The sequence below is a fragment of the Bacillus sp. FSL H8-0534 genome (assembly GCF_038005885.1).
Classification (GTDB): Bacteria; Bacillota; Bacilli; order Bacillales; family Bacillaceae_G; genus Bacillus_A; species Bacillus_A pseudomycoides.
The window spans coordinates 4,313,504-4,339,206 of record NZ_JBBOUC010000001.1 but is presented as its reverse complement, the minus strand read 5'-3'; the positions used below and the strand labels follow the sequence as shown (position 1 = coordinate 4,339,206).

The window sequence follows — 25,703 nt, the reverse complement described above, 5'->3', positions numbered from 1 at the left end:
CGGATTAAAGGTTCACTTTATTTTTTCTTTGATAACCAATCAGCTACTTTAGAAGCCTGATCTGCTGGGATTATATTCGCTGGCATATTTCCTTTCCCTTTTGTAAGCACTTCCTTAATTTCATCTTTGGAAAGTTTCCCACCAACTTTTTGTAAGTTAGGACCTACTGCACCTTGCAACTGATCACCATGACAGCTCGTACAACTTTGTTTCACAATATCTTCTGGTTTCGATGCCGTTTGTGCAGGTTTCCCACCATTTTTTGCATCAGCAAGCTCTTTAGATTTATGTAACCCCTGAAACGAAAATACAAACATAATGATAATGCCCAGTGCTGCAATAAGAGCGAATGGAATCAACGGATTACGTTTCATATCTCTTCTCCCCCCTCTACACCCCCGAATAGTTAGATGATTCAGTCACTTCTATTGTACTTGAAAACGTTCTATCAGAAAAGACAAAACTATCAGTTGTTAAAAATATTCCATAAATTCAGTTTATTGATTCTCTTCCTTTTATCCCATATTATTTTGATAAATATCAACGCTTCTCATCATATTTTTTGTTTTTCTACATATATTTTTGTATAGAATAAACGAAATTAATCGAAAAATCGAAAAATGAGCATTTGCAAATCAAAAGACAATTCTGTAAAATAAATTACAAGAATTGTAATCGTTACTGGCAGCTAAATTTTAACAAAAATTAACAAAATAAAAAAGTTTACTTCACAAATGTGAAGTAAACTTAAAAAGAACCCTATTCTAAGAAATCTTTTAAACGTTTGCTACGGCTTGGATGTCTTAATTTACGAAGCGCTTTTGCTTCAATTTGACGAATACGCTCTCTCGTTACGCCGAATACTTTCCCAACTTCTTCAAGCGTACGAGTTCGTCCATCATCTAAACCGAAACGAAGACGTAGAACATTTTCTTCACGATCTGTTAGTGTATCTAACACATCTTCTAATTGTTCTTTTAGCAATTCATACGCTGCATGGTCCGCAGGTGATGTTGCTTCTTGGTCTTCAATAAAATCGCCTAAATGTGAGTCATCCTCTTCACCAATTGGTGTTTCAAGAGAAACTGGCTCCTGTGCAATCTTTAAGATTTCGCGTACTTTTTCTGGAGCAAGATCCATTTCTTCTCCAATTTCTTCTGGAGATGGTTCACGTCCTAAATCTTGTAATAATTGACGCTGTACACGGATTAATTTATTAATTGTTTCAACCATATGAACGGGAATACGAATTGTTCTCGCTTGGTCTGCAATGGCACGTGTAATCGCTTGACGAATCCACCAAGTTGCATACGTACTGAATTTAAAACCTTTACGATAATCGAACTTTTCAACAGCTTTAATTAAACCCATGTTTCCTTCTTGGATTAAGTCTAAGAAGAGCATACCACGGCCTACATATCGTTTTGCAATACTTACAACAAGACGTAAATTCGCTTCCGCAAGACGGCGCTTCGCTTCTTCATCACCTTCTTCAATGCGGGTTGCAAGTCGAATTTCTTCTTCAGCAGATAGTAGATCCACACGGCCGATTTCTTTTAAATACATGCGAACAGGGTCATTGATTTTCACACCTGGTGGCACACTTAAATCATTTAAATCGAATTCTTCTTCTGTCTTTGTGATTTGGTGATTATTCGGACCTTCATCGTTGTCGCCAACTAAATCAATTCCTTGTTCACCTAAATATTCATAATATTCATCCATTTGATCAGATTCAATTTCAAATCCATTCATGCGTTCTGCAATCTCTTCATATGTAAGAACGCCACGTTTTTTTCCAAGCTCAGTGAGTTGTTCTTTCACTTGCTCAAGAGTCATATCAGTTTCAATTTGTTTAGAACGAGCTGGTTTATCAGCCATCTGTTCCCCTCCTTACGCGAGATACAAACATTCATTATAATAAAATTTTATACAAAAAGCTATCTTCTTGCTTTCTGATTTTGTAAATATGCTACATAAAATTTTGCAGCTTCTACTGGATCTGTTTTTTCCATTTGCTTTAATGCAAAAATGGTTTCCATCTTTTTAAGCTTTTGCTTGTGGCGGCTTAGCGCCTCTAAGTGACCTTGCAATATTTCATCACTGTATTCTGGATTAATGAATTCATCCGTTGAAATATTGGTGATAATATTTTTCAATTTCTCATCAGAGAGCCAGCTCAAGAAATTCCCGACTGAAGGTTCATTTCCCTTTTCATAATATGCATATAGTTCATATAAAATCCCTTTATGTTCTTCCGTATGAAAATCTTCTATATGAGGTTCAATACGGAAAGCAACTTCGGCACTTTGTAACATATGGTAAATGAGCTCTCTTTCTGCCCTTTCAAAACCTGAAAATTTCGGTTTTGCCTGAACAATTTGAGGCGGCTTAGAAATTTGTTTCGTTTGTTTTTGCTGTATCTTTTGTTCTTTGCGATATTGGTGCAATTGACCTAAAAGTGTTTCCATTGAGTAAGAAAATTCTTGCGATAATGATTTTAAATACGACTCCGCTTGCATTGCATCTTGCAATAATGCTAGCTCTTTTAAAACACTTTTCACATATTCTTCTTTACCAGACTCATCTTGCAAATTTTTCCCTAAACGCAAGTAATTTATTTTGAATCCAACAAAACTTATACTAGCCTTTACAAGATTTTCAAACGCCGCTGTTCCATATTGTTGCACATATTCATCAGGATCAAGCTTATCTGGCAATGAAGTAACCTTCACATGACAACCAACTTGCGATAACAATTGTCCTGCTTTCATCGTCGCTTCTCGTCCTGCTTTATCACCATCATAGCAAAGAACAACAGTTTCAACATTACGCCGCAGAAGTTTTGCCTGTTCTTCTGTTAAAGCTGTTCCCATCGTCGCAACTGATTCTTCAATCCCGCTTTTTACAGCAGCTAATACATCAGCATATCCTTCAAATAGAACAACTTGCCCTCGTTTTCTGATAAACGGTCTTGCTTGATGGAAGTTATACAGCAATTTGCTTTTGTAAAAAATAGGTGTTTCTGGGCTGTTTAAGTATTTCGGAGTATCATCCCCCAACGCCCTTCCACTAAACGCTGCGACTTTTCCTTGTAGTGTGTGAATGGGAAACATAACCCTTCCGCGAAAACGGTCATGGTGACTGCCATCCCTTTCACTCCGCACAAGCAAGCCAGCTTGCTCCATGGTCGATAACGAAAAACCTCTTTTTTGTAATATTTTTGCTGCTGCATCCCAACCTGGAGATGCATAACCAATTTCAAACTTTGCAATCATCTCTTTTGTAATACCTCGATTTAGTAAATAAGAAAGAGCTACATTTCCCTCTTCAGTATTTACTAAAAGATGGTGATAGTATTTTTTCAAAAGTTCGTGAGCCTGTAACATAATGACACTGTCATCAGATATGTCCTCTTGTTGATCTTGTCCTGATGTATAATCTACAACCGAAATATTATTTCTTTCTCCTAGCTTTTGCACAGCTTCTATGAAAGAGAGCCCTTCCATCTTCATGAGAAATGAAAAAACATTTCCTCCCTCTCCACATCCGAAGCAATGAAAAATTTGCTTGTCTAATGAAACAGAAAATGAAGGTGAATTCTCACCGTGGAATGGACAAAGCCCAAAATAATTGCGCCCTTGCTTTCTGAGCTGAACATACTCACCAATCACTTCTACAATATCAGATGATGTCCGAATCTGTTCAACAACTTCTTCGGGAATTCTGTTCCCCATAACTCCATCTCCGTGTCGTATTTTGTATTCGATACAAATTAAAGGATTCCTTTATAATTCGACAATATTTTTTCTAAATTTATTAAAAAGCATTGTCGATCATGGGTTGAAAATGCTTTTGGACCTTTTGTGTAGGTCCCTTGTCTGCGTAACTTCGCAGATACATACCTACTATATAAAATTGTATCCATTTGCTCATCAGTCACAAATGTACCTCGTGGAGATAATACATATACTCCCTTTTTTACAAGAAGACCAGCAAGTCCCATATCCTGTGTGATTACGTGATCTGAAGCTTTGGCGTGTTTATAGATATAAAAATCCACCTCATCTTGCTCAGAATCCACATATATCCAATTCCCTTGCTGTTTTTTCGAACGATGGGCGTAGGATGCGACAAACAAAATTTCGACATGGAATTTTGTTCCAGCTTGCACAATTTCATCCTTCACAGGACATGCATCTGCATCAACTAGAATCTTACTGATGTTTTGCATATTTCTGTATTCTACATCCCTTCTGTGAATCCTTCCATAATGTGCGTTTTCTTGTCCAGATTTTTGTCGATTTTACGTAAATGCATACCTTTTCCGTAAATCCTATCCCTAGTTTATTCTGAAAAATTAAAGTCTAAACGTAAAATGTACCTTTTTATCACAATTTTTTATTATAATATATTTTCTCTAACTTCGCTACATATCCTTTAAAATTTTATCCGGCTATTCACGGGCAGTAATACTCCCGATTAAAGTAAAAGGTTAAGCGGGGGACAACCTACCCGTAAAAGCCCAAATAGTAAAAGATGAAGAACTCCACTGATTAAAGTTTTTCTTTATCTTGAGCGAAAAAAGCACATTCACCCTTGGTAAATGTGCTAAAACATTTTTTGGTTTTGCACTGCATTCACAATAATATTCGCTGTTTCCTCAATTGCCTTATTTGACACATCAATAACTTGACAGTTTATTTTACTTACTACCTTCTCAAAATGATCAATTTCTTCTTTAATACGATTGATGTTCGCATATGTTGCTCCATCACTTAACCCAAGTGATTTTAATCGTTCTTTTCGAATGTGATTTAACTTATCCGGTGTAATTTTCAAACCGAAACATTTCTCTTTTGCAACTTGATATAATTCTTCAGGCGGATCCACTTCTGGTACAAGTGGTACGTTCGCAACCTTCAATCGTTTATTATGAGCTAAATATTGTGAAAGTGGCGTCTTTGATGTACGTGATATCCCAATTAAAACGATATCAGCTTTTAAAATCCCACGTGCATCTCTACCATCATCATATTTAACAGCAAACTCAATTGCTTCAATCTTTTTAAAATATTCTTCATCTAATCTACGAACAACACCAGGTTCATACCTTGGAACTTGTCCTGTAATCTCTTCGATTTGATCGATAAGAGGCCCGATAATGTCATATGCCTCTACACCCTCTTTTGCCGCTTCTGCTAACAAATACTGACGCATTTCTGGTTTTACTAACGTAAAGCAAATAAGCGCTCGATTACTTTTCGCAATTGAAATTACCTCTTTTAATGTCCCTGTATCTTCCACATACGGTACACGTCTAATATCAGGAGCAAATGGAAACTGTCCCATTGCAGCTCGAACAACTAAATCAGCCGTCTCTCCAACAGAGTCAGATACGACATATACGATTTTATTATCCATTACATTACCTCACTTTAAACAAATTACACTTATTCATTGTTTACTAAATTTACAAACGCACGCGTAATATTTGTTTTTGTAATTCGACCAACAACTTCTAACCCTTGTTTCGTGTCTTTTACCACTGGTACAGCATCAATCTGTCTTTCTATTAATTCCATCGCAACATCATATAGAGAATCCTCTCTACGGCACATTGCGATGTTTGGCATCCTTGTCATGATAATATTAACCGGAAGCGATGTTAAATCCTGCTTTCCTAAGCTTGCACGTAATAAATCTTTACGAGAAACTACCCCAACTAGAAGCGTCGCTTGATCTACAACAAATAAAGTACCAACATCTTCTAAAAACATGGTACAAATCGCATCGTATACGGAAATATTTTTATCAATTACAACCGGTCTAGATTGATAATCTTGTACCTTAACTTTCTTAACAGCTTCTGATAATAACTGTCCCCCAGTTTTCCCTGTATAAAAATAACCGACACGTGGACGTGCTTCTAAATAACCTGCCATCGTTAAAATCGCTAAGTCAGGTCTTAATGTTGCACGTGTTAAATTTAATTGTGCCGCAATTGATTCCCCTGTAATAGGACCGTGATCTTTTACAATCTGAATGATATGTTCTTGCCGTTTATTCAGTTCTATGATAATCACCACCTTCAATGCAAAACGAAAAAAGTTATACTATCTCTTAAATATTATATACTAAATATGCTTTTTGAAAAAGAAAGTATGTAAAAAGGACCTATATATGGTCCTCATTATATTTGAAATTTATCAAGTTGTTCAAGAAAACGCCTTGATTTCAAATAGATTCCGCAATATTCATCATAATATGTATTTAATACTGTACGTATTTGCCGCTTCGTTCCATCCTTAACAGATACATTACCAAGGCGAGCTAAATCAAAATGATAAAAGAGACGTAGCAATTTATGAACAGCCTCTCCCACCGGAATACGGTATGGATCTTGCTGCGCATGACGCGAGCACAGAAAACCGCCTTCTCGGACAGAGAAGGCGACAAAATCTGCTTCTTGGTGACAAATTGCACATGTATCAAAGTATGGATGCATCCCTAGTACTGGGAGCATTTTCGTTTGATAAATTAAAGACAATACTTCAGCATCAACACCCTCACACATATAGTGCAACGTTTGATGTAACATTTCAAATAAATACGGATTATGTTTCTTATCTTCAGTTGCTTTATCGGTCAATTCCACGATAAATGATGCATAAGCAGTTAAAAATATATCTTCACGAATTTCTTTCATAGATGAAATTATTTCACCTTGCTGCAAAGTCCCAAGTCCAGACCCCATTTGAATCAGAAAGTGACCGTGCATCATAAGTTGCGAAATAGATGCTAACCTACTTTTCGGTTTTTTCGCCCCTCTTGCCATTGCACTTACCTTTCCAAGCTCACGGGAAAATATCGTAACAATTTTATTCGTTTCTCCGTAATCTGTTGTCCGGATGACAATTCCCTCAACTTTTTGAAACATGTTTGTCACCATCCAAGGTTTGAACAAAACGGGTCAAGAAATTGGAGAATCTAGATGCGCTAGCTCCTCTTCATGTTGATCCATCTCATCGTTTACGTCTTTTTCCATTTCCTTCAAAAGCAAATACGTTTCAATGCTTCCTGTTTTGGAGAAAAACTTCCAGGTAAAATCTAGCATAAGAATCCACCTTTCTCAGTAAGCGTAGCATATAAACCAATTTCTTTTGTTGTTATTAAAATGACCCATTTTGTCCATTTTCATGTGAGAAAAATTTTCCTAATTTCTATTAATACTCATCTTCACGGAAGCCAAGATCGCGAAGTTGTGACATTTTATTACGCCAATCTTTTTGTACTTTTACCCACACTTCTAAGAATACTTTTGAACCAAGAAGTGCTTCAATATCAAAGCGAGCTCGTTTTCCAACTTCTTTCAGCATCTTCCCTTGTTTTCCGATAATAATTCCTTTTTGCGATGGACGCTCTACAATAATTGTCGCATTCACATAGACCGCTCCACCTTCACGCTTTTGAATCGCATCAATCACAACCGCTACCGAATGTGGTACTTCCTCACGTGTTAAATGAAGTACCTTTTCACGAATAAGCTCAGCAATAATAAATCGCTCTGGATGATCCGTTACTTGGTTGTCTGGATAGTATTGTGGTCCTTCAGGTAAATATTTTTTAATCGCACCGATTAACGCCTCAACATTATTACCATCCAATGCAGAAATCGGAACAATTTCTGCAAATTCATGTAACTTACGATATTGATCAATTAATTCCAGCAATTGTTCCGGATGAACTTGGTCAATTTTATTGATTACTAGAAATACCGGTTGCTTTGTTTCTTGTAATTTTTCGATAATAAACTCTTCACCACGACCAAAACCTTCAGCAGCATTGACCATAAATAATACAATGTCAACTTCTTTTAATGTCGTTTGTGCCATCTTCACCATAAAATCGCCTAATTTATGCTTCGGCTTATGTATTCCTGGCGTATCAATAAAGATAACTTGTGAGTCATTTTCTGTGTATACACCTTGAATTTTATTACGAGTTGTTTGTGGTTTATCGCTCATAATTGCAATTTTTTGACCGATAATTCGATTTAAAAATGTAGACTTTCCAACATTCGGTCTTCCAATTATAGAGACAAAACCTGATTTATAACCTTTTCTATTCATGTAAATCCTCCGCTAAAAATGCTCCTGGTAACAATTCTCCAACTGTTGTCTCCTGAACGTCACCATGTAAATTTGATAAGTATACTTTCGTATCCTGTTTACATAATTCTATCATAACTTGACGGCACGCTCCACAAGGAGGTACTGGACGCTTCGTATCCGCTACTACCGCAATGGCTACAAATTCTTTATCTCCTTCAGAAACTGCTTTGAATAAAGCTGTTCTTTCTGCACAATTACATAATCCATATGATGCATTTTCAACATTACATCCTCGGTATACTTTTCCATCTTCCGTTAATAATGCTGCACCTACTTGAAACTTAGAATATGGTACATACGCTTGTTTACGCGCTTCGATTGCTTCTTGAATTAATTCTTTGCTGTTCATGCTCTCGCATCCTTTCCATTCACAATTGTGAAAAGATAAAATGAAACTTTCATTAACGGCGTTCTTAACGCTACCAAAGCATAACAAAAGCTTTGGAATGCAACTATACCATATAAGGTAAAAAGATAATAGCACCAATTATAACAGCTATAACAGTAAATAATAGCACTGCACCAGCAGCAACATCCTTTGCAATTTTCGCAAATGGTTTAAAATCCGCTGTGACTAAATCAACTGTTTTTTCAATTGCCGTATTGACCATTTCCAAACCCATGACAATTCCAATTGTAATGAGTAATATGAGCCATTCCGTTCTCGTTACACGGAAATAAAAGCCGCAGCATATAACAATAACTGCGGCCAAAAAATGAATTTTCATATTTCGTTCGTGACGAAGACAAAAGTATATACCAGCTATAGCATATCCAAAACTATTTATAAGTTTTCCCTTTTTCATCTACCTAATCCGAACGCCTCTAAAATTTCTTTTTGCTTTCCAAACATTTCTTGTTCGTCTTCATCTGTCATATGATCATAACCAAGTAAATGCAAGAATCCATGCAACGCTAAAAATCCTAATTCACGATCAAAGGAATGCCCATATTCTTCAGCCTGTTCTTTCGCTCTTGGAATAGAAATAATAAGATCTCCTAGCATACGCGGCATTTCCGCGCCAACGATCTCCATCTCTCCTTCTCCCATATCCTCCATTGCAAAAGAAATAACGTCTGTCGGTTGATCTTTGTCGCGATAATCACGATTAATTTCTTGAATACGTTCATTATCAACAAATGTAACAGAAAGCTCTGTTCCATCTTCTACGTTCTCCATTCGTGCAGCTTGCTCTAGCAAATCGCAAATCATATTCACATATTCTTCTTTCACTTCTTCTGTTTCATCAAAAAAATCTATTAATAAACTCATTCTGTCCCCTTTTCTTCCGGCGGTTCCGGATATTTAATACGAGAATGAAAAATACCATTTAACGTTTCACATAAAGTTTTCCCAACAATTTGTAATTCTTTAAATGTCAAATTACATTCACTAAATTGTCCATCCTGCAAACGATCTTTTATAATACTTTGTACTAAATTATTAATTTGTTCTGGTGTCGGATGGTTCATAGAACGCACTGCTGCTTCGACGCTATCCGCAATCCCAACAATTGCAGACTCTTTTGACGTCGCTTTTGATCCTGGATAACGGAACATTTTTTCTGTATATCTCTCTTTATCTTCTTTAATCGCTTTATAGTAAAAATATTTAAGTAATGTCGTTCCATGATGCTGTCCTGCAATATCAATAATTTCTTGCGGAATATGGTGTTCTTCTAACATTTTTACTCCATTTGTCACATGAGCAATAATAATATCTCTGCTCATTTCAGGATCTAATTTATCATGCGGGTTTTCAATCCCCATTTGGTTTTCTATAAAGAAATGAGGCTGCACTGTTTTCCCAATATCGTGATAATACGCACCAACACGTGCTAAAACTCCATTTGCTCCAACAGCCTCACAAGCTGCCTCAGAAAGGTTAGCAACCATAACGCTATGATGATATGTTCCCGGTGCTTCTAGTAAAATTTTACGAAGGAGCGGATGATTCGGGCTTGAAAGCTCCATAAGCTTCATACTTGATACAATTCCAAGACCACTTTCTAAATACGGTAAAATCCCCATAGCTAAAATGGATGAGATGATACCAGAAGCAGCAGCCATTAATAATTGTGAACCAATTTCAAGCGGCGAGAAGTTTCCATTACGCAAAAGTAATAGCGCAGCTAATACAACTACATTTAGAACAGAAACAAGGATGCCCGCTTGTAAGATCATCGAACGGCGATTTTTCTCTCTCAAAAAGATACTAACCGATAACGAGCTTAATAAAACATAAATACCTACACTATAATTCAGTGTACTCGTTACACCTTCATTAAACATAATACTCCCACATACAGAGAAGATCATACTTGTTATAAAAACAAAACGATCACCAATCATTAATTTTACTAGTATTGTTCCCATCGCGACCGGAACAACATATGCGATACCGGCATATTCCAACTTTTGAAACAAACTAATGATTTTCATCAAAACGACTGTAATCGCTACAATTGTTGTATAAGCTAAAATATATGGTTTTTCTTCTCTTTTCAATTTTAAAAACGATTCAAATTGCTTATGCATAAAGAATAGGAGTACACCAATAATGATTGCTAATCCTACAAATGGCTGAAATGTATTTCCTTGTTCAAGAAGCCCAACTAATTTCAATTGATCATATACTTCTCTTGTAATCGTGTCGCCTTCCTTCACAAGAATTTGCCCTTGAAGAATATAAACTGGCGCAACTGCATCTTCCGCTACTTTTTTCCGGTCTTTTGTAGCAGTTGAATCATAGAAATAATTTGCTTCAATTGCATATTTTCCAAGTACGTTAAGTGCGTCTTTTAAATCGCTATTCACATTAACATTGCGTATTTCATTGACAAATCGTTCTCTCGCATCATTTTCTTCATTCATTTTAATGTGAGTACTCATAATATTATTAATCGCTGTTACCATAGCATCTCTTGCTAATGACAATTGACCTGGTTCAGCATTTACAAACTGTAACAACACAGAATCAGATAAACTTTTTGTTAAATCTGTAGGCAATTTCTTCTTTAATTTCTCCAATCGTTCTGCAGCAGAAATCCTTTTCTGTTCATCAGGACCAGCAGCCTTCGTGTCAGCTTCCACTTCTTCTATCGCTAAAAAGACAGAGTTTACAATATCTACTTTATTTTGCTTGTATTCACTTCGATATGTATATTGGTCCTCTACCTTTTGAGCAGCTTCTCTCTTCTTTCTATCCGTCGTTACTTTATCTTCGATTTTGATAGGAGAGTGGATTGTTTGTTTCGAAATAGATAGCATTTTAACATCTAGTTGCTCTGGTTTCACATTGTTCATGAGTGCAAAAAACAGTACCGCTCCTAATAAAATATAAGAAATCCAACTTAATTTTTTCGAATGTTGTATGTTACGAAACCACCTAGAAATTTCTTGAGATCTTGACATGATTTCAATACCTTCTCCTCTCCAGACATAAAGTGAATCTTTAATCAACGGGAGTTTTTTATCCCCACCAATGATTAACCCCCACCAATCGGGCTTTTTATAAGCAGGCTTCTACATTGCACTGCACATTCACAAGTAAATGAATCTACTTGTCCACCCTTTAATGATAGTAAAAAATAGGCTATTCGCCAACCCTTTCATCTATCTCTACCATACAAAAAGAAATGATCCTTACAAATAGGATCATTCCATTTTATCATATGCCTCGATAATCCGCTGCACAAGGGGATGTCTTACAACGTCCGATTGCTCTAATTTAACAAATGAAATCCCTGATACACCTGATAGAACATTCGCAGCAATTGAAAGCCCCGACTTTACCCCCTTCGGTAAATCAACCTGCGACGGATCGCCAGTAACAACCATTTTCGAACTAAAACCTAGGCGAGTTAAAAACATTTTAATTTGAGCACCAGTTGTATTTTGAGCTTCATCTAAAATAACGAAAGAATCATCCAGCGTACGTCCCCTCATATATGCAAGAGGTGCAATTTCAATCGTTCCTCTCTCTAGCATACGCTGTGTATATTCTTGCCCAAGAATATCATGAAGCGCATCGTATAAAGGACGTAAATAAGGGTCTACCTTTTCTTTTAAATCACCTGGTAAAAAACCTAAGCTTTCCCCTGCTTCTACAGCTGGTCTTGTTAAAATAATCTTTTTTACATACCCTTGCTTTAATGCTCGTACAGCCATTACCACAGCTAAATATGTCTTCCCTGTACCAGCAGGCCCTATTCCAAATACAATATCATTCTTCTTCATCGCATGAATGTACTGTCTTTGACCCATTGTTTTCACACGGATGGATTTACCTTTTGCTGTTTTAAAGATCTCCTCTTCATATAGCTCTTCAAAATGAGTTATTTTCCCTTGACGGCCAAGCTGAATTGCATATGCAACATCTCGTTCCGAGATTGATACACCTTTACGAATAACAGCAAGTAATTGCTGTAAAATTTTTTCAACAAGCGCCACGGTTTCATCTGTTCCAGATACACGAACAGATTCACCTCGCGTTACGATAGATACGGCAAGTTCTCGTTCAATTACTTTTAAATGTGCATCATTCACTCCAAATAGAGCAATTGCTTCATTAGGATTTTCCACTTGTTGATTCATTTCTATTAATTGTTCTGCCATTACTCAGTCTCCTTGAATATCGGATTCAGATATCGGTTGTGGCTCTGCAATATTTTCAATCACTGTATAATGTAATGTTACTCTTAGATGATTCGCCTCAACCTCGTTGTGCAAAATCTTATCACTTACAATCATAGCATGTTCATCCAATTTTTTCTTTAGTTCTTTTTCAGCCATTTCTTTCGCTACTCGCAGTGCTTGTTTTTCTGTATATTCACGATTCGCTTCTTCCTCTTCACGCACAATTTCCCTTTCATAGGAAATAGGCAATATAAAACCAAACAGTTTCACATCATGTTTGACATTTTCAGTACGAGACCGCTTATACTTATCATGCTGAAATCCCCATATTTTTATTTTAACACTTCCAAGACGAAGATAATGCTCATTATATGAATTTCCTGTATACACTTGAAATGTTGTTTTTAAAGGAACTGTCACTTCAGATTCATACCACGTTTCTCCATATACAATTCCTTTAGCAGAAACAATCGTTGGATTATCCTCTTTTCCAAACATCCCTGACACAAGAAGTTGTCCCTTTTGCACATAATCATTTTTCATTACAACTGGTTTTCCAGTTTCCACAAATGTTTTTGTAATGATTGCCTCTTTTTTGGCAACTAAATTTTGTGGTTTTTGCTCTTTCTCCTTCTCCGGCTCATTTTTTTCAACAATTTTAAAATGATATGTTGTCCCCTTTATCTCTAGGCCAGCCCATGTAATCGCATTAATATTATCTGTCAAATGACGCTGAACATCTTCTACATTCGGCATTTGAAATTGCAGTCTTCCTTTTTTAATGCCCATTTTATCCAATTCTTTTATAAGAATATATTCCGTTTCCGGTTTTGCCCCTGTAATCTCGATTTTCCAGACCATATTTGATAAAGCAATCATACCGAAAAAAAAGATAAGAAAACCGATTAAAAAACCACTATTCTTAAGCAAACGCTTATTCCAAAACGGAAAACCGAAACGTCCAATAAAGTATAGCTTACATTCATTTTTTCGATAGATCGGTCTCAGTCGCTTCACATCACGAAGCAACATACAAAATACTAATGTATCTTCTGCAATCTTCTTTACATCCCATACGACTAAATTTCTGCGCACACATTCATTAATAAAACGCTCCGCTCCTCTACCTTCAATTCGAACCTTCACATACCCAAGCCATCGTGTGAACCATTGATTTTTCATCGTCCGTTCCACTACCTTTCTCAAAAGCACAAATGTTACGCCACTATTTTCGTAGTGCTTTCTTCAGCTTTTAACATTCAAATAGCTCGTACGAAACGAAATAAGAAGAAAAACTTCACTAATGGAAGTTTCATTATAATTTATCTTTCTTCTCATTTTCTAAAAACGTTACTTGTTCAATAATCCCTTCAAGCAAAAGCTCTTCTGGAAGAATTGTTTTAATAACAAACGATTGCCCTTTTATTAATAGTTGACCATGTTTTAATAACAACCGCACTTCTTTATCTGTAAATACTAATAACCCTCGATGATTTTCTATATAAATATGTACTTGCCCGACAAGGGTAATACGAGGTAGATCCATTAGTACATCCACTGGTAGGTCTATTTGCTTTGTTAGCCAATTTTTCATTTGCACTAATTTCTTCATCTCCAAGACCCCCCTCTCATCCCATATGTATGAAAAAAGAGCTTGTAATATCACGTCCAAAAAGAAAAAAGCATAAAAAAACGTCTCATTTCTCATGAGACGCTTTTTTATGCTAATAGCTGTGCAACCAGCTTATTCACTTGTGATCCGTCTGCTTTACCTTTTACTTTCGGCATAACAGCACTCATCACTTTACCCATATCTGCCTTAGAAGCAGCACCAACTTCAGAAATAACTTGCTTAACTACATTCACTAGCTCTTCTTCTGTTAGTTGTTCAGGTAAATACGTATTTAAAATCTGAATTTCATTTTGCAGTTTATCAACAAGGTCATCACGACCCGCTTTTTTAAATTCAAGGAGGGAGTCCTTATGCTGTTTTACTTCACGAGTTAAAACTGTTAATTCCTCTTCTTCAGTAAGAGTATGTTGCAGTTTAATTCCTTCATTTTGCAAAGCAGCCTTAACCATACGAATAACGGTTAATTTTTCTTTTTGTTTATTCTTCATCGCTTGTTTCATATCATCGTTTAAACGACCGAGAAGACTCATAACTTACACCCTCTCTTAGAATTTACGCTTTCTTGCCGCTTCAGACTTCTTCTTACGTTTTACACTTGGTTTTTCATAAAACTCGCGCTTTCTTGCTTCAGCAAGTGTACCAGTTTTAGAAACCGATCTTTTAAAACGGCGAAGTGCATCCTCCAAAGACTCGTTTTTACGAACGACTGTTTTTGACATTCTCTTTCCCTCCCTCCGAAACATCACACTTACATACTAACTTCAGCATGCAAAAAGAAACACTTCTTCAGCATGTCTTTTACGATTATAATACATTTTGTTACTTCAGGTCAACTATTTGACAGAATAAAAGAAGAGTAGATGCCCTTCTTCTATCTAAATTTGTTCAAATCATACATTACAGCTAATGTATATTTTATTTTTTGAACAATTCAATCCATCTAGCTATAATAGCTAGATGGATTCGTTTCTTTTACCTTCCATACAAGAAGATAACAAGCTTATCAGATAGGACTAAACAGTCGGCTCCGCTTTTAAATTAATAATCCGTTGTTGCTGTTTTCCCACTTACTAGTGCAACACCAGCACTTGTACCAATACGTGTTGCTCCCGCTTCTACCATCGCGTCCATATCTTCTCCGTTACGAACACCACCAGAAGCTTTCACACCGATTTCTGGCCCAACTGTTTTTCTCATTAGTGCTACATCTTCTACTGTTGCCCCGCCCGTTGAGAAGCCAGTCGATGTTTTTACAAAATCTACACCTGCTTTTACAGATAATTCACAAGCACGAACTTTTTCTTCTTCTGTTAATAAGCATGTTTCAATAATAATTTTTACAAGCGCTTTTCCTTTTGCAGCTTCTACAACCGCACGAACGTCGCGCTCTACTAATTCATCATTTTTATCTTTTAATGCACCAATATTAATTACCATATCAACTTCTGTTGCACCTTTTGCAATTGCATCTTGCGTTTCAAACGCTTTTGTTTCTGGTGTATTTACTCCAAGAGGGAAACCGATTACTGTACAAACTTTTACATCTGTATCTTTTAATAATTCTGCTGCAGTTTCAACCCAAGTAGGGTTTACACATACAGACGCGAAGTCATGTTTTTTTGCTTCCTCACATAATGTAACAATCGCTTCTTTTTTTGTATCCGGTTTTAATAATGTGTGGTCAATTAACTTTGCATAGTTCATTTTTCATATGCCCCTTTCTTCACTACACGGTTGTCTGACAACCATAACGGTTAGCATTATAGCATGGAATATTACAACTTCATATCTTAACTTCTCCAGCAAAGAAAAAAGCATGCAAACCCTTTTCGTTTGCATGCTTTTCTCTTACGCACTTGCTGATTCTTTTTTTACATCATCTTCAAGAACACGAACAAATTGCGCTTCGTTATATGGGTAACCAGCTTTTGTAATTTTCACTTTTACTAGTTTGCCGATTAATTCTTCAGATCCTTCAAACACAACTTTTAAATAGTTATCTGTATAACCTACATATAATCCTTCACGATCGCCGTCTTTGAAAGGCTCTTCTGGAATAATCTCAAGAACTTCCCCTTCAAATTGAGATGCGTATTCTTTCGCTAACTGATTCGATAATTCAATTAAACGATGAACACGATCATTTTTTACTTCTTCAGGAATTTGGTCATCCATACGAGCCGCAGGTGTTCCTGTACGTTTTGAATAAGGGAACACGTGCAATTCAGAGAAACGGTTTTCTTTAATGAAATTGTATGTTTCCATAAATTCTTCTTCCGTTTCACCAGGGAAGCCAACAATTACATCGGATGTAATTGCAAGGCCTGGTAACGCTTCTTTCAAGCGATCTAAACGCTCTTGGAAAAATTCCATCGTATACTTACGGCGCATACGTTTTAGTACAGTGTTAGAACCTGATTGTAGTGGAATGTGCAAATGACGGACAACTACTTCAGATTTATCTAATACTTCAATTACTTCATCTGAAATTTGACTCGCTTCAATTGAAGAAATACGAAGACGTTTCAAGCCATTTACCTCTGCTTCCATATCGCGAAGCAATCCAGCTAAATTGTAGTTTTTCATGTCTTCCCCATATCCACCTGTGTGAATACCAGTTAAGACGATTTCTTTATAACCTGCATCCACTAATTGCTGCGCTTGGTGAATAACTTCTTTTCCATCACGAGAACGCATTAAACCACGTGCCCAAGGAATAATACAGAACGTACAGAAATTATTACAACCTTCTTGTATTTTTAAAGATGCACGTGTACGGTCAGTGAAATACGGTACATCAAGCTCTTCATATACACGTGTTTTCATAATGTTACGGACAGCATTGATTGGTTGACGTTCTTTACGGAACTCTTCAATATACCCTAGCATTTTCTCACGATCTTGCGTACCAACAACGATATCTACGCCTGGAATCGCCATAATTTCCGCTGGAGATGTTTGTGCGTAACATCCTGTTACACAAATAACAGCGTCTGGATTTTGACGTACAGCACGTCGAATAACTTGACGGCTTTTTTTGTCTCCAGTATTTGTTACTGTACATGTATTGATTACATACACATCAGCTTTCTTTTCATATTCAGTTCTTTCATAACCACCTTGTTTAAACAATTGCCAAATTGCTTCTGTTTCATAGTGGTTTACTTTACAACCTAACGTGTGAAACGCAACAGTTGCCATTGATCATCACCCCATCAATTCAAAATGATAAGAAGCGGCACTTAACGCATAAAGCGGCGCCGTTTCTGTTCGTAAAATCCTCGGCCCTAAACTACATGGTATAAATTTATGTTCACGAAGCGCAGAAATTTCTTCCTCAGATAAACCACCTTCTGGGCCAAATACAACCAACAGTTTTTGACCACGTTCAAGTGCCGTTAAAGCCTTCGCAAAATTAGCTTTTTCGCCTTGCTTTGCTTCCTCTTCATACGCAACCAGACAAACATCATAATCACTGCTCATCGCAAGCAATTGTTTAAATGATGCCGGAGCATGTACAGCTGGAATTTCACTTCTATGCGATTGCTCTGCAGCTTCTTTCACAATTTTTTTCAAGCGCTCAACTTTTTTATCTGCTTTTTTTGCATCCCATTTTACAATAGAACGGGATGCTTGAAATGGTAAAAATGCGGCCGCCCCAAGCTCAGTTCCTTTTTGAAAAATTAACTCTAGCTTGTCTCCTTTTGGCAGTCCACTTGCAATCGTCACGAACACTGGCAGTTCACTTGACGCCTCTCCCCATTCTACAATAGCACTATCCACAAATTCACTGGTAATTTCAGCAATTGTACACATTGCTGTTTTACCGTTTACACAGCAATAAATGTGATCACCAACTGACATGCGCATCACTCTTACGATATGATGTACATCATCACCTACAATACGAATACTTGCATCATTTACATACTTCTCTTCTACAAAATAACGTTGCATCTCATCACCTTAGTAAAGTTTCGTTCCTTTCGTAAGTCCTCCCTTACGAAAAGAACGAAACGTTATCATTTTAATATAACAAACGGCAAGTCTCTCACTTCATATAGCGAGAGACTCTTTCGTTCATTATTAACATAAATTATATATTACGCATTTCGTGCAATGATTGCTACCCAATCTTCCATTCTTAACACTTCTTCAATTGTAAATCCAGCTTTTTCTAACGCCTCAGAGATTACTTTTTCTTTTGCTCCAATAATACCAGATGTAATAAATAGTCCACCCTGTTTTACAACTCTCGCTGCGTCTTCAGGGAATAGAAGAATAATTTCTGCAAGTAAATTTGCTACAATCAAATCTACTGGTCCTTCAATACCTTCTAATAAACTATTTTGTCCGACAGATACGATACCGTCCGTTTTATTTAAACGAACATTCATCTCCGCACTTTCAACTGCAACTGGATCTAAATCATACGCTTGAACAGATGCTGCACCTAATTTTGCTGCAGCAATACTTAATACACCAGAACCTGTTCCAACATCAATTACGGTATTACCTGGCTGCACTGTTTTCTCTAACGCACGAATACACATCGTTGTTGTTGGATGTGTCCCTGTACCAAATGCCATCCCTGGATCTAATTCAATAATTTTTTCATCTGGAGAAGAAGGTATATATTCTTCCCAAGTTGGCACAATTGTGAATGTATCAGAAATTTGAACTGGATGATAATATTTTTTCCAAGCAGTAGCCCAGTCTTCCTCATCGACTTCATTAATCGTAATATTTCCTGTACCAATTTCGATGTCGAAAGATGGAAGTACATCAATAGATGATTTTACACTCGCAACTGTTTCATGTAAAGAATCCGTTTGTGGAAAATATGCTTTTATTAACACACCATCTTCTGGATATTCAGATGGATTGAGCGCATAAATTTCACCATACTGTTGCTCACGCTCTTTTGTTAACTCTGCCGGGTCTTCAATCGCTACACCGCTAGCACCTGCTTCGTGTAAAATATGAGAAACAGCTTCTACTGCTTCCTCTGTTGTATGAATACTAATTTCTGACCATTTCACAATTTACCAACTCCATTTTTTATTTCCATTATTCCCCTTTAAAAGCTCGTTTAAGCTTTCCAAATAGGCTATCATCTTGATCTTCTTGTCCTGCAAATTCACGTAATAATTCTTTTTGATGTGATGTTAATTTCGTTGGTACAACAACACGAACAACTACATATTGATCACCTTGGCCATATCCACGTACATTTGGAGCGCCTTTTCCTTTTAGGCGGAATTCCGTTCCTGTTTGCGTTCCTGCTGGTATTTTCAATTTCACTTTTCCATGAACAGTTGGAACTTCCACTTCAGCACCAAGCGCTACTTGCGTGAATGTTAATGGCATTTCACAAATAATATGATCGCCATCACGCTCGAAGAACTCATGGTCTCTTACATGAACAACAACATATAAATCACCAGCCGGCCCACCGTTTACACCTGCTTCACCTTTACCAGACACACGGATTTGTTGACCATTATCAATACCCGCTGGAATTTTAACGTTAATTTTTTTACGTTTACGTACTTTTCCAGAGCCATGACATGTTGTACATTTCTCTTTAATCATTTGGCCTGTTCCTGAACAATGTTTACACGCTTGACGATTTACAATACGACCAAATGGTGTATTTTGTTCTACGCTCACTTGACCTGTTCCTGAACAATGTTTACATGTTTCTTTTGAAGTTCCTGGTTTCGCCCCAGCGCCTTGACATGTGTCACATGGGTCTTCAACTGGAATTTCAACATTTAATTCCTTACCAAAAATCGCTTCTTCAAAGTTTAAAGTAACTTGATATTGCAAGTCAGCACCTTGACGCGGTGCATTTGGATCACGGCGTCTGCCGCCACCTCCGCCAAAGAATGAGCTGAAAATGTCTTCAAATCCGAATCCACCACCAAAGTCTCCACCGCCGAAGCCCTGATTTGGATCAGCATGACCAAATTGATCGTACTGCGCACGTTTCTGATCGTCACTTAAAACTTCATACGCTTCTTGTACTTCTTTAAACTTTTCAATTGCATTTTCTTCTTTGCTTACGTCTGGATGGTATTTTTTAGCCAAACGACGGTATGCTTTTTTGATTTCATCTTTTGAAGCGCCCTTGCTAAGGCCGAGCACCTCATAATAATCTCTTTTATTCATAAATTTGTAACCCCCGAATCTTTCACATAAACGTAATTTTAACACCGAAAGAAAGTGCTTTGCAACAAAGTTTCCTCACTTACAGTATGCAAAAAGAAAAACTTAAGACTCTCATATGAAAGAGCTAACCTGCCCGAAGCACTTTCTTCATTCATGAAAAAAGCCAAAGCCAAGGCACGCTTGACTTTGACTTTTTGTCATCTTACTTATGTTTTTTTACTTTATTACTTATCTTCTTTTACTTCTTCAAACTCAGCGTCAACTACGTTGTCATTTTTTGCACTAGCGTTACCTTGTGTACCTTCTGCTTGCTGAGCACCAGCAGCTGCTTGAGCTTGTTCATATAATTTTACAGTAAGTTGTTGTACGATTTCTTGAAGTGCATCTTTTTTCGCACGAATTTCATCAAGATCATTTTTCTCGATTGCCGCTTGTAATGCTTCTTTTGCTTCTGTTGCTTTCGCTACCTCAGCTGCATCTACTTTACCTTCTAAATCTTTTACAACTTTATCTGTTTGGAATACAAGTTGGTCAGCTTCATTACGAAGTTCAACTTCTTCCTTACGCTTTTGGTCAGCATCAGCATTTGCTTCAGCTTCTTTTACCATACGATCTACTTCTTCATCAGAAAGACCTGAAGAAGATTGGATTGTAATTGTTTGTTCTTTACTTGTTCCTAAGTCTTTTGCACGTACATTTACGATACCGTTCGCATCAATATCGAATGTTACTTCGATTTGCGGAATACCACGTGGTGCTGGTGGGATATCTGTTAATTGGAAGCGACCTAGTGTTTTGTTGTCAGCTGACATTGGACGCTCACCTTGCAATACGTGAATGTCTACTGCAGGCTGGTTATCAGCAGCAGTTGAGAACACTTGTGACTTACTTGTTGGAATTGTTGTGTTACGCTCGATTAACTTCGTGAATACGCCACCCATAGTTTCGATACCTAAAGAAAGTGGAGTTACGTCTAATAATAGAACGCCTTTTACATCACCAGTAAGTACACCGCCCTGAACTGCAGCACCTAACGCTACAACTTCATCAGGGTTAACGCCTTTATATGGTTCTTTACCAGTTTCACGTTTAATTGCTTCTTGTACAGCTGGGATACGAGTAGAACCACCAACAAGAATAACTTTATCTAATTCACTTGGAGAAAGACCAGCATCTTTTAATGCACGACGAGTTGGCTCTAATGTTCTTTCAACAAGGTTAGCTGAAAGTTCTTCGAATTTCGCTCTTGTTAAGTTTAATTCTAAGTGTAATGGACCAGCAGCCCCAGCACTAATGAATGGTAATGAAATTTGTGTTTGTGTTACACCTGAAAGATCTTTTTTCGCTTTTTCAGCTGCATCTTTCAAACGTTGAAGTGCCATTTTATCTTGACTTAAATCAATGTTATTTTCTTTTTTGAATTCAGCTACTAAATGATCGATGATAACTTGGTCAAAGTCGTCACCACCAAGACGGTTGTCACCCGCAGTTGAAATAACTTCAAATGTTCCATCTGCTAACTCAAGAATAGATACGTCGAATGTACCGCCACCTAAGTCATATACTAGAACTTTTTGTTCTTCGTCTTGTTTTTCTAAACCGTAAGCAAGCGCAGCTGCTGTTGGTTCATTAATAATACGTTCTACTTCTAAACCAGCAATACGGCCAGCGTCTTTTGTTGCTTGGCGTTCTGCATCGTTGAAGTATGCTGGCACTGTGATAACAGCTTTCGTTACTGTTTCACCTAAGTACGCTTCAGCAGAAGCTTTTAAGTTTTGTAAAATGATTGCAGAAATTTCTTGAGGTGTGTAGTTTTTACCTTCAACTTCTACTTTGTAGTCTGTACCCATATGACGTTTAACAGACATGATTGTATTTGGGTTTGTAATCGCTTGACGCTTCGCTACTTCCCCAACTTGACGCTCTTCATTTTTGAAAGCCACAACAGAAGGTGTTGTACGGTTCCCTTCTGGATTTGGAATAACCTTTGGTTCTCCACCTTCCATAACAGCTACACAAGAGTTTGTTGTACCTAAGTCAATACCGATAATTTTACTCATGGCGAAACCTCCTACATTTATGTAAATTATTGATTTACTTTTACCATTGATGGGCGAATCACACGGTCTTTCAGTTTATAACCTTTTTGGAATTCTTCCACAACCGCGTTTGATTCAAACTCGCTGTCTTCTACTTGCATAACAGCTTGATGTTCATGCGGATCAAACTGTTTACCAACAGCTTCAATCGCTTCAACACCTTCTTTAGTCAGCGCTTCTAGCAATTGACGATATACCATTTCCATCCCTTGTAATAAGGACTTCATCTGCTCGTCGCTCGCTTCCACTTGCATCGCTCTTTCAAAGTTATCAAGAGCTGGCAAAATATCTGACACAAGGCTTTGCGATCTATATTTTTCAGCCGCTTGCTTATCCAGTTGAACACGGCGCTTATAGTTTTCAAAATCAGCTTGTAGACGTAGTGTGCGACCTTCCGTTTCCGTCAATTTCGCTTGCAATCCATCTACTTTTTCTTGTAAAAGAGCCGCTTCACTTTTTTCTTCTACTACAGTTTCTTCACTGTTTTCTGCTGTAATAGATTCCTCAGTTTGCGTTTCTTTCGCTTCTTCAACTACTTGTTCGTTACGCTCTTCCACAACTTTCACCTCCTTAAAAGGCACCAGAGCTCATGCTTAACATGAGCGTCCAAGCATAGTTTTTATGTTACACACCAGCAATGACAATGTTCATCGCTCGAGTGAATTTATTATTTTGATTTATACAATCCATTTAGCCCATCTGTAAATTGTCTTGAAAACAATTGTAACAGACTAATTACGCGAGAATACTGCATTCTCGTTGGACCTAGGATCGCGATTGTTCCAATCTGTTCTTCGCCAATGGAATAGGTTGCAGAAATTAAACTACAATCTTCCATAGCCGTCGAAGAATTTTCTCGACCGATTTTCACTTGAATCCCGACTTGTTTATTACGCAAAATATCGTAAAATTCAGCTTCATTATCAATCATAGTCAGCAAGGAGCGTACCTTTTGAATGTCGTGAAACTCCGGCTGCGAAAGCATATTCGCTTTCCCCCCAAAGTATATCTTTTCCGACAAGGGAACTTGAAATGTACCATCTAACATTTTTATTGCACTATCATAGTTGTGGACATACCCACGTAGAACCGTCACAATCTCTTTTAAAATTTTATTATGCAACTCCGCCATCGGCACACCAGATAGCTTTTCGTTTAAAATATTAACCATTTTTTCTAAATCTGATAAATCAACAGATTCCGGAACGGTAATCGTTTTGCTTTGTACATGACCTGTATCTGTTACAATAATGGCGACTGCTGTTTGATGATCCAGCGGAACAATTTGTACATTCTTTAATTTATTTGCACTCACTTTCGGTCCAAGAACAATTGCCGTATAATTTGTGAGCTCTGATAAAATTTGAGCGGATTGCTGTGCAATTTTTTCCGCTTCAAAAATTCTTTCAGCAAATAAATCCTTAATCTGTACAACATCCTCATTCGATAAATGTTGTGGTGCTAAAAGATGGTCTACATAAAATCGATATCCTTTTTCTGAAGGAACACGTCCAGAAGAACTGTGTGTCTTTTCGATAAATCCCAGTTCCTCTAAATCAGCCATTTCATTTCGAATCGTAGCTGAACTAAATGTAATTTCATCTTTTTTAGCCAACGTTCTTGACCCAACAGGTTGCGCTGATCCAATAAAGTCATCAATAATTGTTTGTAAAATCAAGAGCTGACGTTCCGTAAGCATCTCATCATCACCTCTGTTAGCACTCTTTGTCTTCGAGTGCTAAATCTATTAATAACTTACCAAAATTGACATTCAATTGTCAACGGAAACGTCACAAAATAGAGAAACTTTTTCATACCTACTGAACATTTAATTAATCAATTAAAAACGACTGAAATACTTCATTCCCTAATAACTTACCTTGTCTCGTCAAACAAACATGGTTACCTTTATCCTGAAGCAATCCATATTCCTTGTTGGATAATAACTGCTTTGCAAAAATCTCATCCATTTCGACACCAAATTTCTTTTGGAATGTAAGCTTAGAAACGCCCTTTGTTTTCCGAAGCCCTAAAAATAGTTCTTCTTCCATTCTTTCTTTTCTTGTTACTTCGTGGACGTCTAAATAAGGGAAGCCTGTCTCATCAATTTTAGAGAAATATTGCTTTAACGGGCCAACATTTTGAATTCGTTCTCCGTTTACATAACTGTGAGCACCAGCTCCAAAACCATAATACTGTTCATTATTCCAGTATGTGAGATTATGTCTACTTTCATAGCCTTCTTTTGAAAAATTACTGATTTCATACTGTTTATAGCCATGATTTTCCATTTCATCCATTACTATTTCATACATTCTTGCTTCATGCTCTTCCCCTGGAAGTCTTAATTTTCCTTTGTTCATTAAATTATAAAAAATCGTTTTCGGTTCAACAATTAAGGAATATGCAGAAAAATGCTGAACTCCTAACGTAAAAGCAATGTCCAACGTTTCTTTCACATCTTCTATCGTTTGCCCTGGTAATGCATAAATTAAATCCACATTAATATTCGTAAAGCCTACTTCCTGCGCTTCACGAATCGCTACAAATGCATCTTCCCTCGTATGCTTACGTCCAATTTTCTGAAGTAATTCATCTCGAAATGTTTGCACACCAAAGCTAATTCGATTGACACCACCATCTAATAGCAGGTTCAACTTTTCTTTTGGCAAATCTCCAGGATTTGCTTCAAACGTCAATTCACAGTTTGGAGCGAACGGACGTAAACGGCGATTAATAATATCTAACAGCTTTTTTGTCTGCTCCACATTTAATGCCGTTGGTGTCCCGCCCCCAACAAAAATCGTTTTCATATTTTCAAACGGCACCTTTTGAACCGTATTTATAATTTCTTTCTCTAAATACTCTAAATATTGATCAACAGGCTGACGTTCAATAAATACTTTATTAAAATCACAATAGTGACAAATATGCTGACAAAACGGAATATGAATATATGCAGCTTGCATTAAACTAGACTCCTAC

The 25,703-nt window shown here is 37.1% G+C and carries 27 protein-coding genes; all 27 read right to left on the bottom strand.

The genetic code is table 11. The features are described from left to right. Positions 1 to 17: 17 nt before the first annotated feature. The 27 genes from cccA to hemW all read right to left on the bottom strand — a co-directional run bounded on the left by cccA (position 18) and on the right by hemW (position 25,687). Positions 18 to 374 (bottom strand): cytochrome c550, encoded by a 357-nt coding sequence (cccA, locus tag MHH71_RS22050; RefSeq protein ID WP_003200671.1) that lies wholly within the window; start codon positions 372 to 374, stop codon positions 18 to 20. A 385-nt stretch (positions 375 to 759) separates the two neighbouring features. Continuing rightward, entirely contained in the window at positions 760 to 1,881 is a 1,122-nt protein-coding gene (gene rpoD, locus MHH71_RS22045; RefSeq protein ID WP_003200669.1) for an RNA polymerase sigma factor RpoD, read from the bottom strand. Positions 1,882 to 1,940: 59 nt separating this feature from the next. After that, positions 1,941 to 3,737 carry a DNA primase gene (gene dnaG / locus MHH71_RS22040; protein WP_006095997.1) on the bottom strand — a complete coding sequence of 599 codons (1,797 nt, stop codon included), beginning with the start codon at positions 3,735 to 3,737 and terminating at the stop codon, positions 1,941 to 1,943. 38 nt (positions 3,738 to 3,775) lie between these two features. After that, positions 3,776 to 4,234: a YaiI/YqxD family protein gene (locus MHH71_RS22035; RefSeq protein ID WP_006095996.1), complete on the bottom strand. Its 459-nt coding sequence runs from the start codon at positions 4,232 to 4,234 to the stop codon at positions 3,776 to 3,778. 377 nt (positions 4,235 to 4,611) lie between these two features. Then, positions 4,612 to 5,424: a pyruvate, water dikinase regulatory protein gene (locus tag MHH71_RS22030; protein ID WP_003200663.1), complete on the bottom strand. Its 813-nt coding sequence runs from the start codon at positions 5,422 to 5,424 to the stop codon at positions 4,612 to 4,614. Between the two features lie 29 nt (positions 5,425 to 5,453). Beyond that, positions 5,454 to 6,086 (bottom strand): helix-turn-helix transcriptional regulator, encoded by a 633-nt coding sequence (locus MHH71_RS22025; RefSeq protein ID WP_026008574.1) that lies wholly within the window; start codon positions 6,084 to 6,086, stop codon positions 5,454 to 5,456. A 107-nt stretch (positions 6,087 to 6,193) separates the two neighbouring features. After that, complete coding sequence (recO, locus tag MHH71_RS22020; protein WP_016116361.1) at positions 6,194 to 6,940, bottom strand: DNA repair protein RecO; 747 nt, start codon at positions 6,938 to 6,940, stop codon at positions 6,194 to 6,196. 33 nt (positions 6,941 to 6,973) lie between these two features. After that, positions 6,974 to 7,117 (bottom strand): YqzL family protein, encoded by a 144-nt coding sequence (locus MHH71_RS22015; protein ID WP_000883924.1) that lies wholly within the window; start codon positions 7,115 to 7,117, stop codon positions 6,974 to 6,976. 109 nt (positions 7,118 to 7,226) lie between these two features. Next, positions 7,227 to 8,132, bottom strand: coding sequence for a GTPase Era (gene era, locus MHH71_RS22010; protein ID WP_018765845.1), 906 nt, complete (start codon positions 8,130 to 8,132; stop codon positions 7,227 to 7,229). Beyond that, on the bottom strand, positions 8,125 to 8,523 hold the full coding sequence (locus MHH71_RS22005) for a cytidine deaminase (RefSeq protein WP_006095994.1): 399 nt from the start codon (positions 8,521 to 8,523) through the stop codon (positions 8,125 to 8,127). The genes era and MHH71_RS22005 overlap by 8 nt, the downstream gene beginning before the upstream one ends. Before the next feature lie 103 nt (positions 8,524 to 8,626). Next, positions 8,627 to 8,980 (bottom strand): diacylglycerol kinase family protein, encoded by a 354-nt coding sequence (locus MHH71_RS22000; protein WP_033799103.1) that lies wholly within the window; start codon positions 8,978 to 8,980, stop codon positions 8,627 to 8,629. Next, the gene (gene ybeY / locus MHH71_RS21995) at positions 8,977 to 9,447 is read right to left on the bottom strand and encodes an rRNA maturation RNase YbeY (protein ID WP_018782551.1); all 471 of its coding nucleotides are present in this window, start codon (positions 9,445 to 9,447) and stop codon (positions 8,977 to 8,979) included. The genes MHH71_RS22000 and ybeY overlap by 4 nt, the downstream gene beginning before the upstream one ends. Further along, entirely contained in the window at positions 9,444 to 11,588 is a 2,145-nt protein-coding gene (locus MHH71_RS21990) for an HD family phosphohydrolase (protein WP_033799707.1), read from the bottom strand. Before MHH71_RS21990 ends, ybeY begins: the two co-directional genes overlap by 4 nt. 243 nt (positions 11,589 to 11,831) lie before the next feature. Continuing rightward, positions 11,832 to 12,791: a PhoH family protein gene (locus tag MHH71_RS21985; RefSeq protein ID WP_003208528.1), complete on the bottom strand. Its 960-nt coding sequence runs from the start codon at positions 12,789 to 12,791 to the stop codon at positions 11,832 to 11,834. A 3-nt stretch (positions 12,792 to 12,794) separates the two neighbouring features. After that, positions 12,795 to 13,994 carry a sporulation protein YqfD gene (gene yqfD / locus MHH71_RS21980; RefSeq protein ID WP_033799102.1) on the bottom strand — a complete coding sequence of 400 codons (1,200 nt, stop codon included), beginning with the start codon at positions 13,992 to 13,994 and terminating at the stop codon, positions 12,795 to 12,797. A gap of 133 nt (positions 13,995 to 14,127) precedes the next feature. Continuing rightward, positions 14,128 to 14,424 (bottom strand): sporulation protein YqfC, encoded by a 297-nt coding sequence (gene yqfC / locus MHH71_RS21975; protein WP_003200641.1) that lies wholly within the window; start codon positions 14,422 to 14,424, stop codon positions 14,128 to 14,130. 107 nt (positions 14,425 to 14,531) lie between these two features. Then, the gene (locus MHH71_RS21970; RefSeq protein ID WP_003200639.1) at positions 14,532 to 14,975 is read right to left on the bottom strand and encodes a GatB/YqeY domain-containing protein; all 444 of its coding nucleotides are present in this window, start codon (positions 14,973 to 14,975) and stop codon (positions 14,532 to 14,534) included. A 15-nt stretch (positions 14,976 to 14,990) separates the two neighbouring features. Further along, positions 14,991 to 15,164, bottom strand: a complete 174-nt coding sequence (gene rpsU / locus MHH71_RS21965) for a 30S ribosomal protein S21 (protein ID WP_000048061.1) — start codon at positions 15,162 to 15,164, stop codon at positions 14,991 to 14,993. Positions 15,165 to 15,483: 319 nt separating this feature from the next. Continuing rightward, positions 15,484 to 16,149 (bottom strand): deoxyribose-phosphate aldolase, encoded by a 666-nt coding sequence (deoC, locus tag MHH71_RS21960; RefSeq protein WP_006095987.1) that lies wholly within the window; start codon positions 16,147 to 16,149, stop codon positions 15,484 to 15,486. 144 nt (positions 16,150 to 16,293) lie between these two features. Beyond that, complete coding sequence (gene mtaB, locus MHH71_RS21955; protein WP_003200635.1) at positions 16,294 to 17,646, bottom strand: tRNA (N(6)-L-threonylcarbamoyladenosine(37)-C(2))-methylthiotransferase MtaB; 1,353 nt, start codon at positions 17,644 to 17,646, stop codon at positions 16,294 to 16,296. Between the two features lie 6 nt (positions 17,647 to 17,652). Continuing rightward, positions 17,653 to 18,402 carry a 16S rRNA (uracil(1498)-N(3))-methyltransferase gene (locus MHH71_RS21950; RefSeq protein ID WP_006095986.1) on the bottom strand — a complete coding sequence of 250 codons (750 nt, stop codon included), beginning with the start codon at positions 18,400 to 18,402 and terminating at the stop codon, positions 17,653 to 17,655. 146 nt (positions 18,403 to 18,548) lie between these two features. Then, on the bottom strand, positions 18,549 to 19,487 hold the full coding sequence (gene prmA, locus MHH71_RS21945; protein WP_006095985.1) for a 50S ribosomal protein L11 methyltransferase: 939 nt from the start codon (positions 19,485 to 19,487) through the stop codon (positions 18,549 to 18,551). A gap of 28 nt (positions 19,488 to 19,515) precedes the next feature. Continuing rightward, on the bottom strand, positions 19,516 to 20,619 hold the full coding sequence (gene dnaJ, locus MHH71_RS21940; protein ID WP_006095984.1) for a chaperone protein DnaJ: 1,104 nt from the start codon (positions 20,617 to 20,619) through the stop codon (positions 19,516 to 19,518). 224 nt (positions 20,620 to 20,843) lie between these two features. After that, positions 20,844 to 22,679 carry a chaperone protein DnaK gene (dnaK, locus tag MHH71_RS21935; RefSeq protein ID WP_003200627.1) on the bottom strand — a complete coding sequence of 612 codons (1,836 nt, stop codon included), beginning with the start codon at positions 22,677 to 22,679 and terminating at the stop codon, positions 20,844 to 20,846. Between the two features lie 26 nt (positions 22,680 to 22,705). After that, positions 22,706 to 23,275, bottom strand: coding sequence for a nucleotide exchange factor GrpE (gene grpE, locus MHH71_RS21930; RefSeq protein WP_018765852.1), 570 nt, complete (start codon positions 23,273 to 23,275; stop codon positions 22,706 to 22,708). A 110-nt stretch (positions 23,276 to 23,385) separates the two neighbouring features. Continuing rightward, positions 23,386 to 24,417 carry a heat-inducible transcriptional repressor HrcA gene (gene hrcA / locus MHH71_RS21925; protein ID WP_003200623.1) on the bottom strand — a complete coding sequence of 344 codons (1,032 nt, stop codon included), beginning with the start codon at positions 24,415 to 24,417 and terminating at the stop codon, positions 23,386 to 23,388. 133 nt (positions 24,418 to 24,550) lie between these two features. Further along, complete coding sequence (gene hemW, locus MHH71_RS21920; protein ID WP_006095983.1) at positions 24,551 to 25,687, bottom strand: radical SAM family heme chaperone HemW; 1,137 nt, start codon at positions 25,685 to 25,687, stop codon at positions 24,551 to 24,553. Positions 25,688 to 25,703 lie beyond the last annotated feature (16 nt).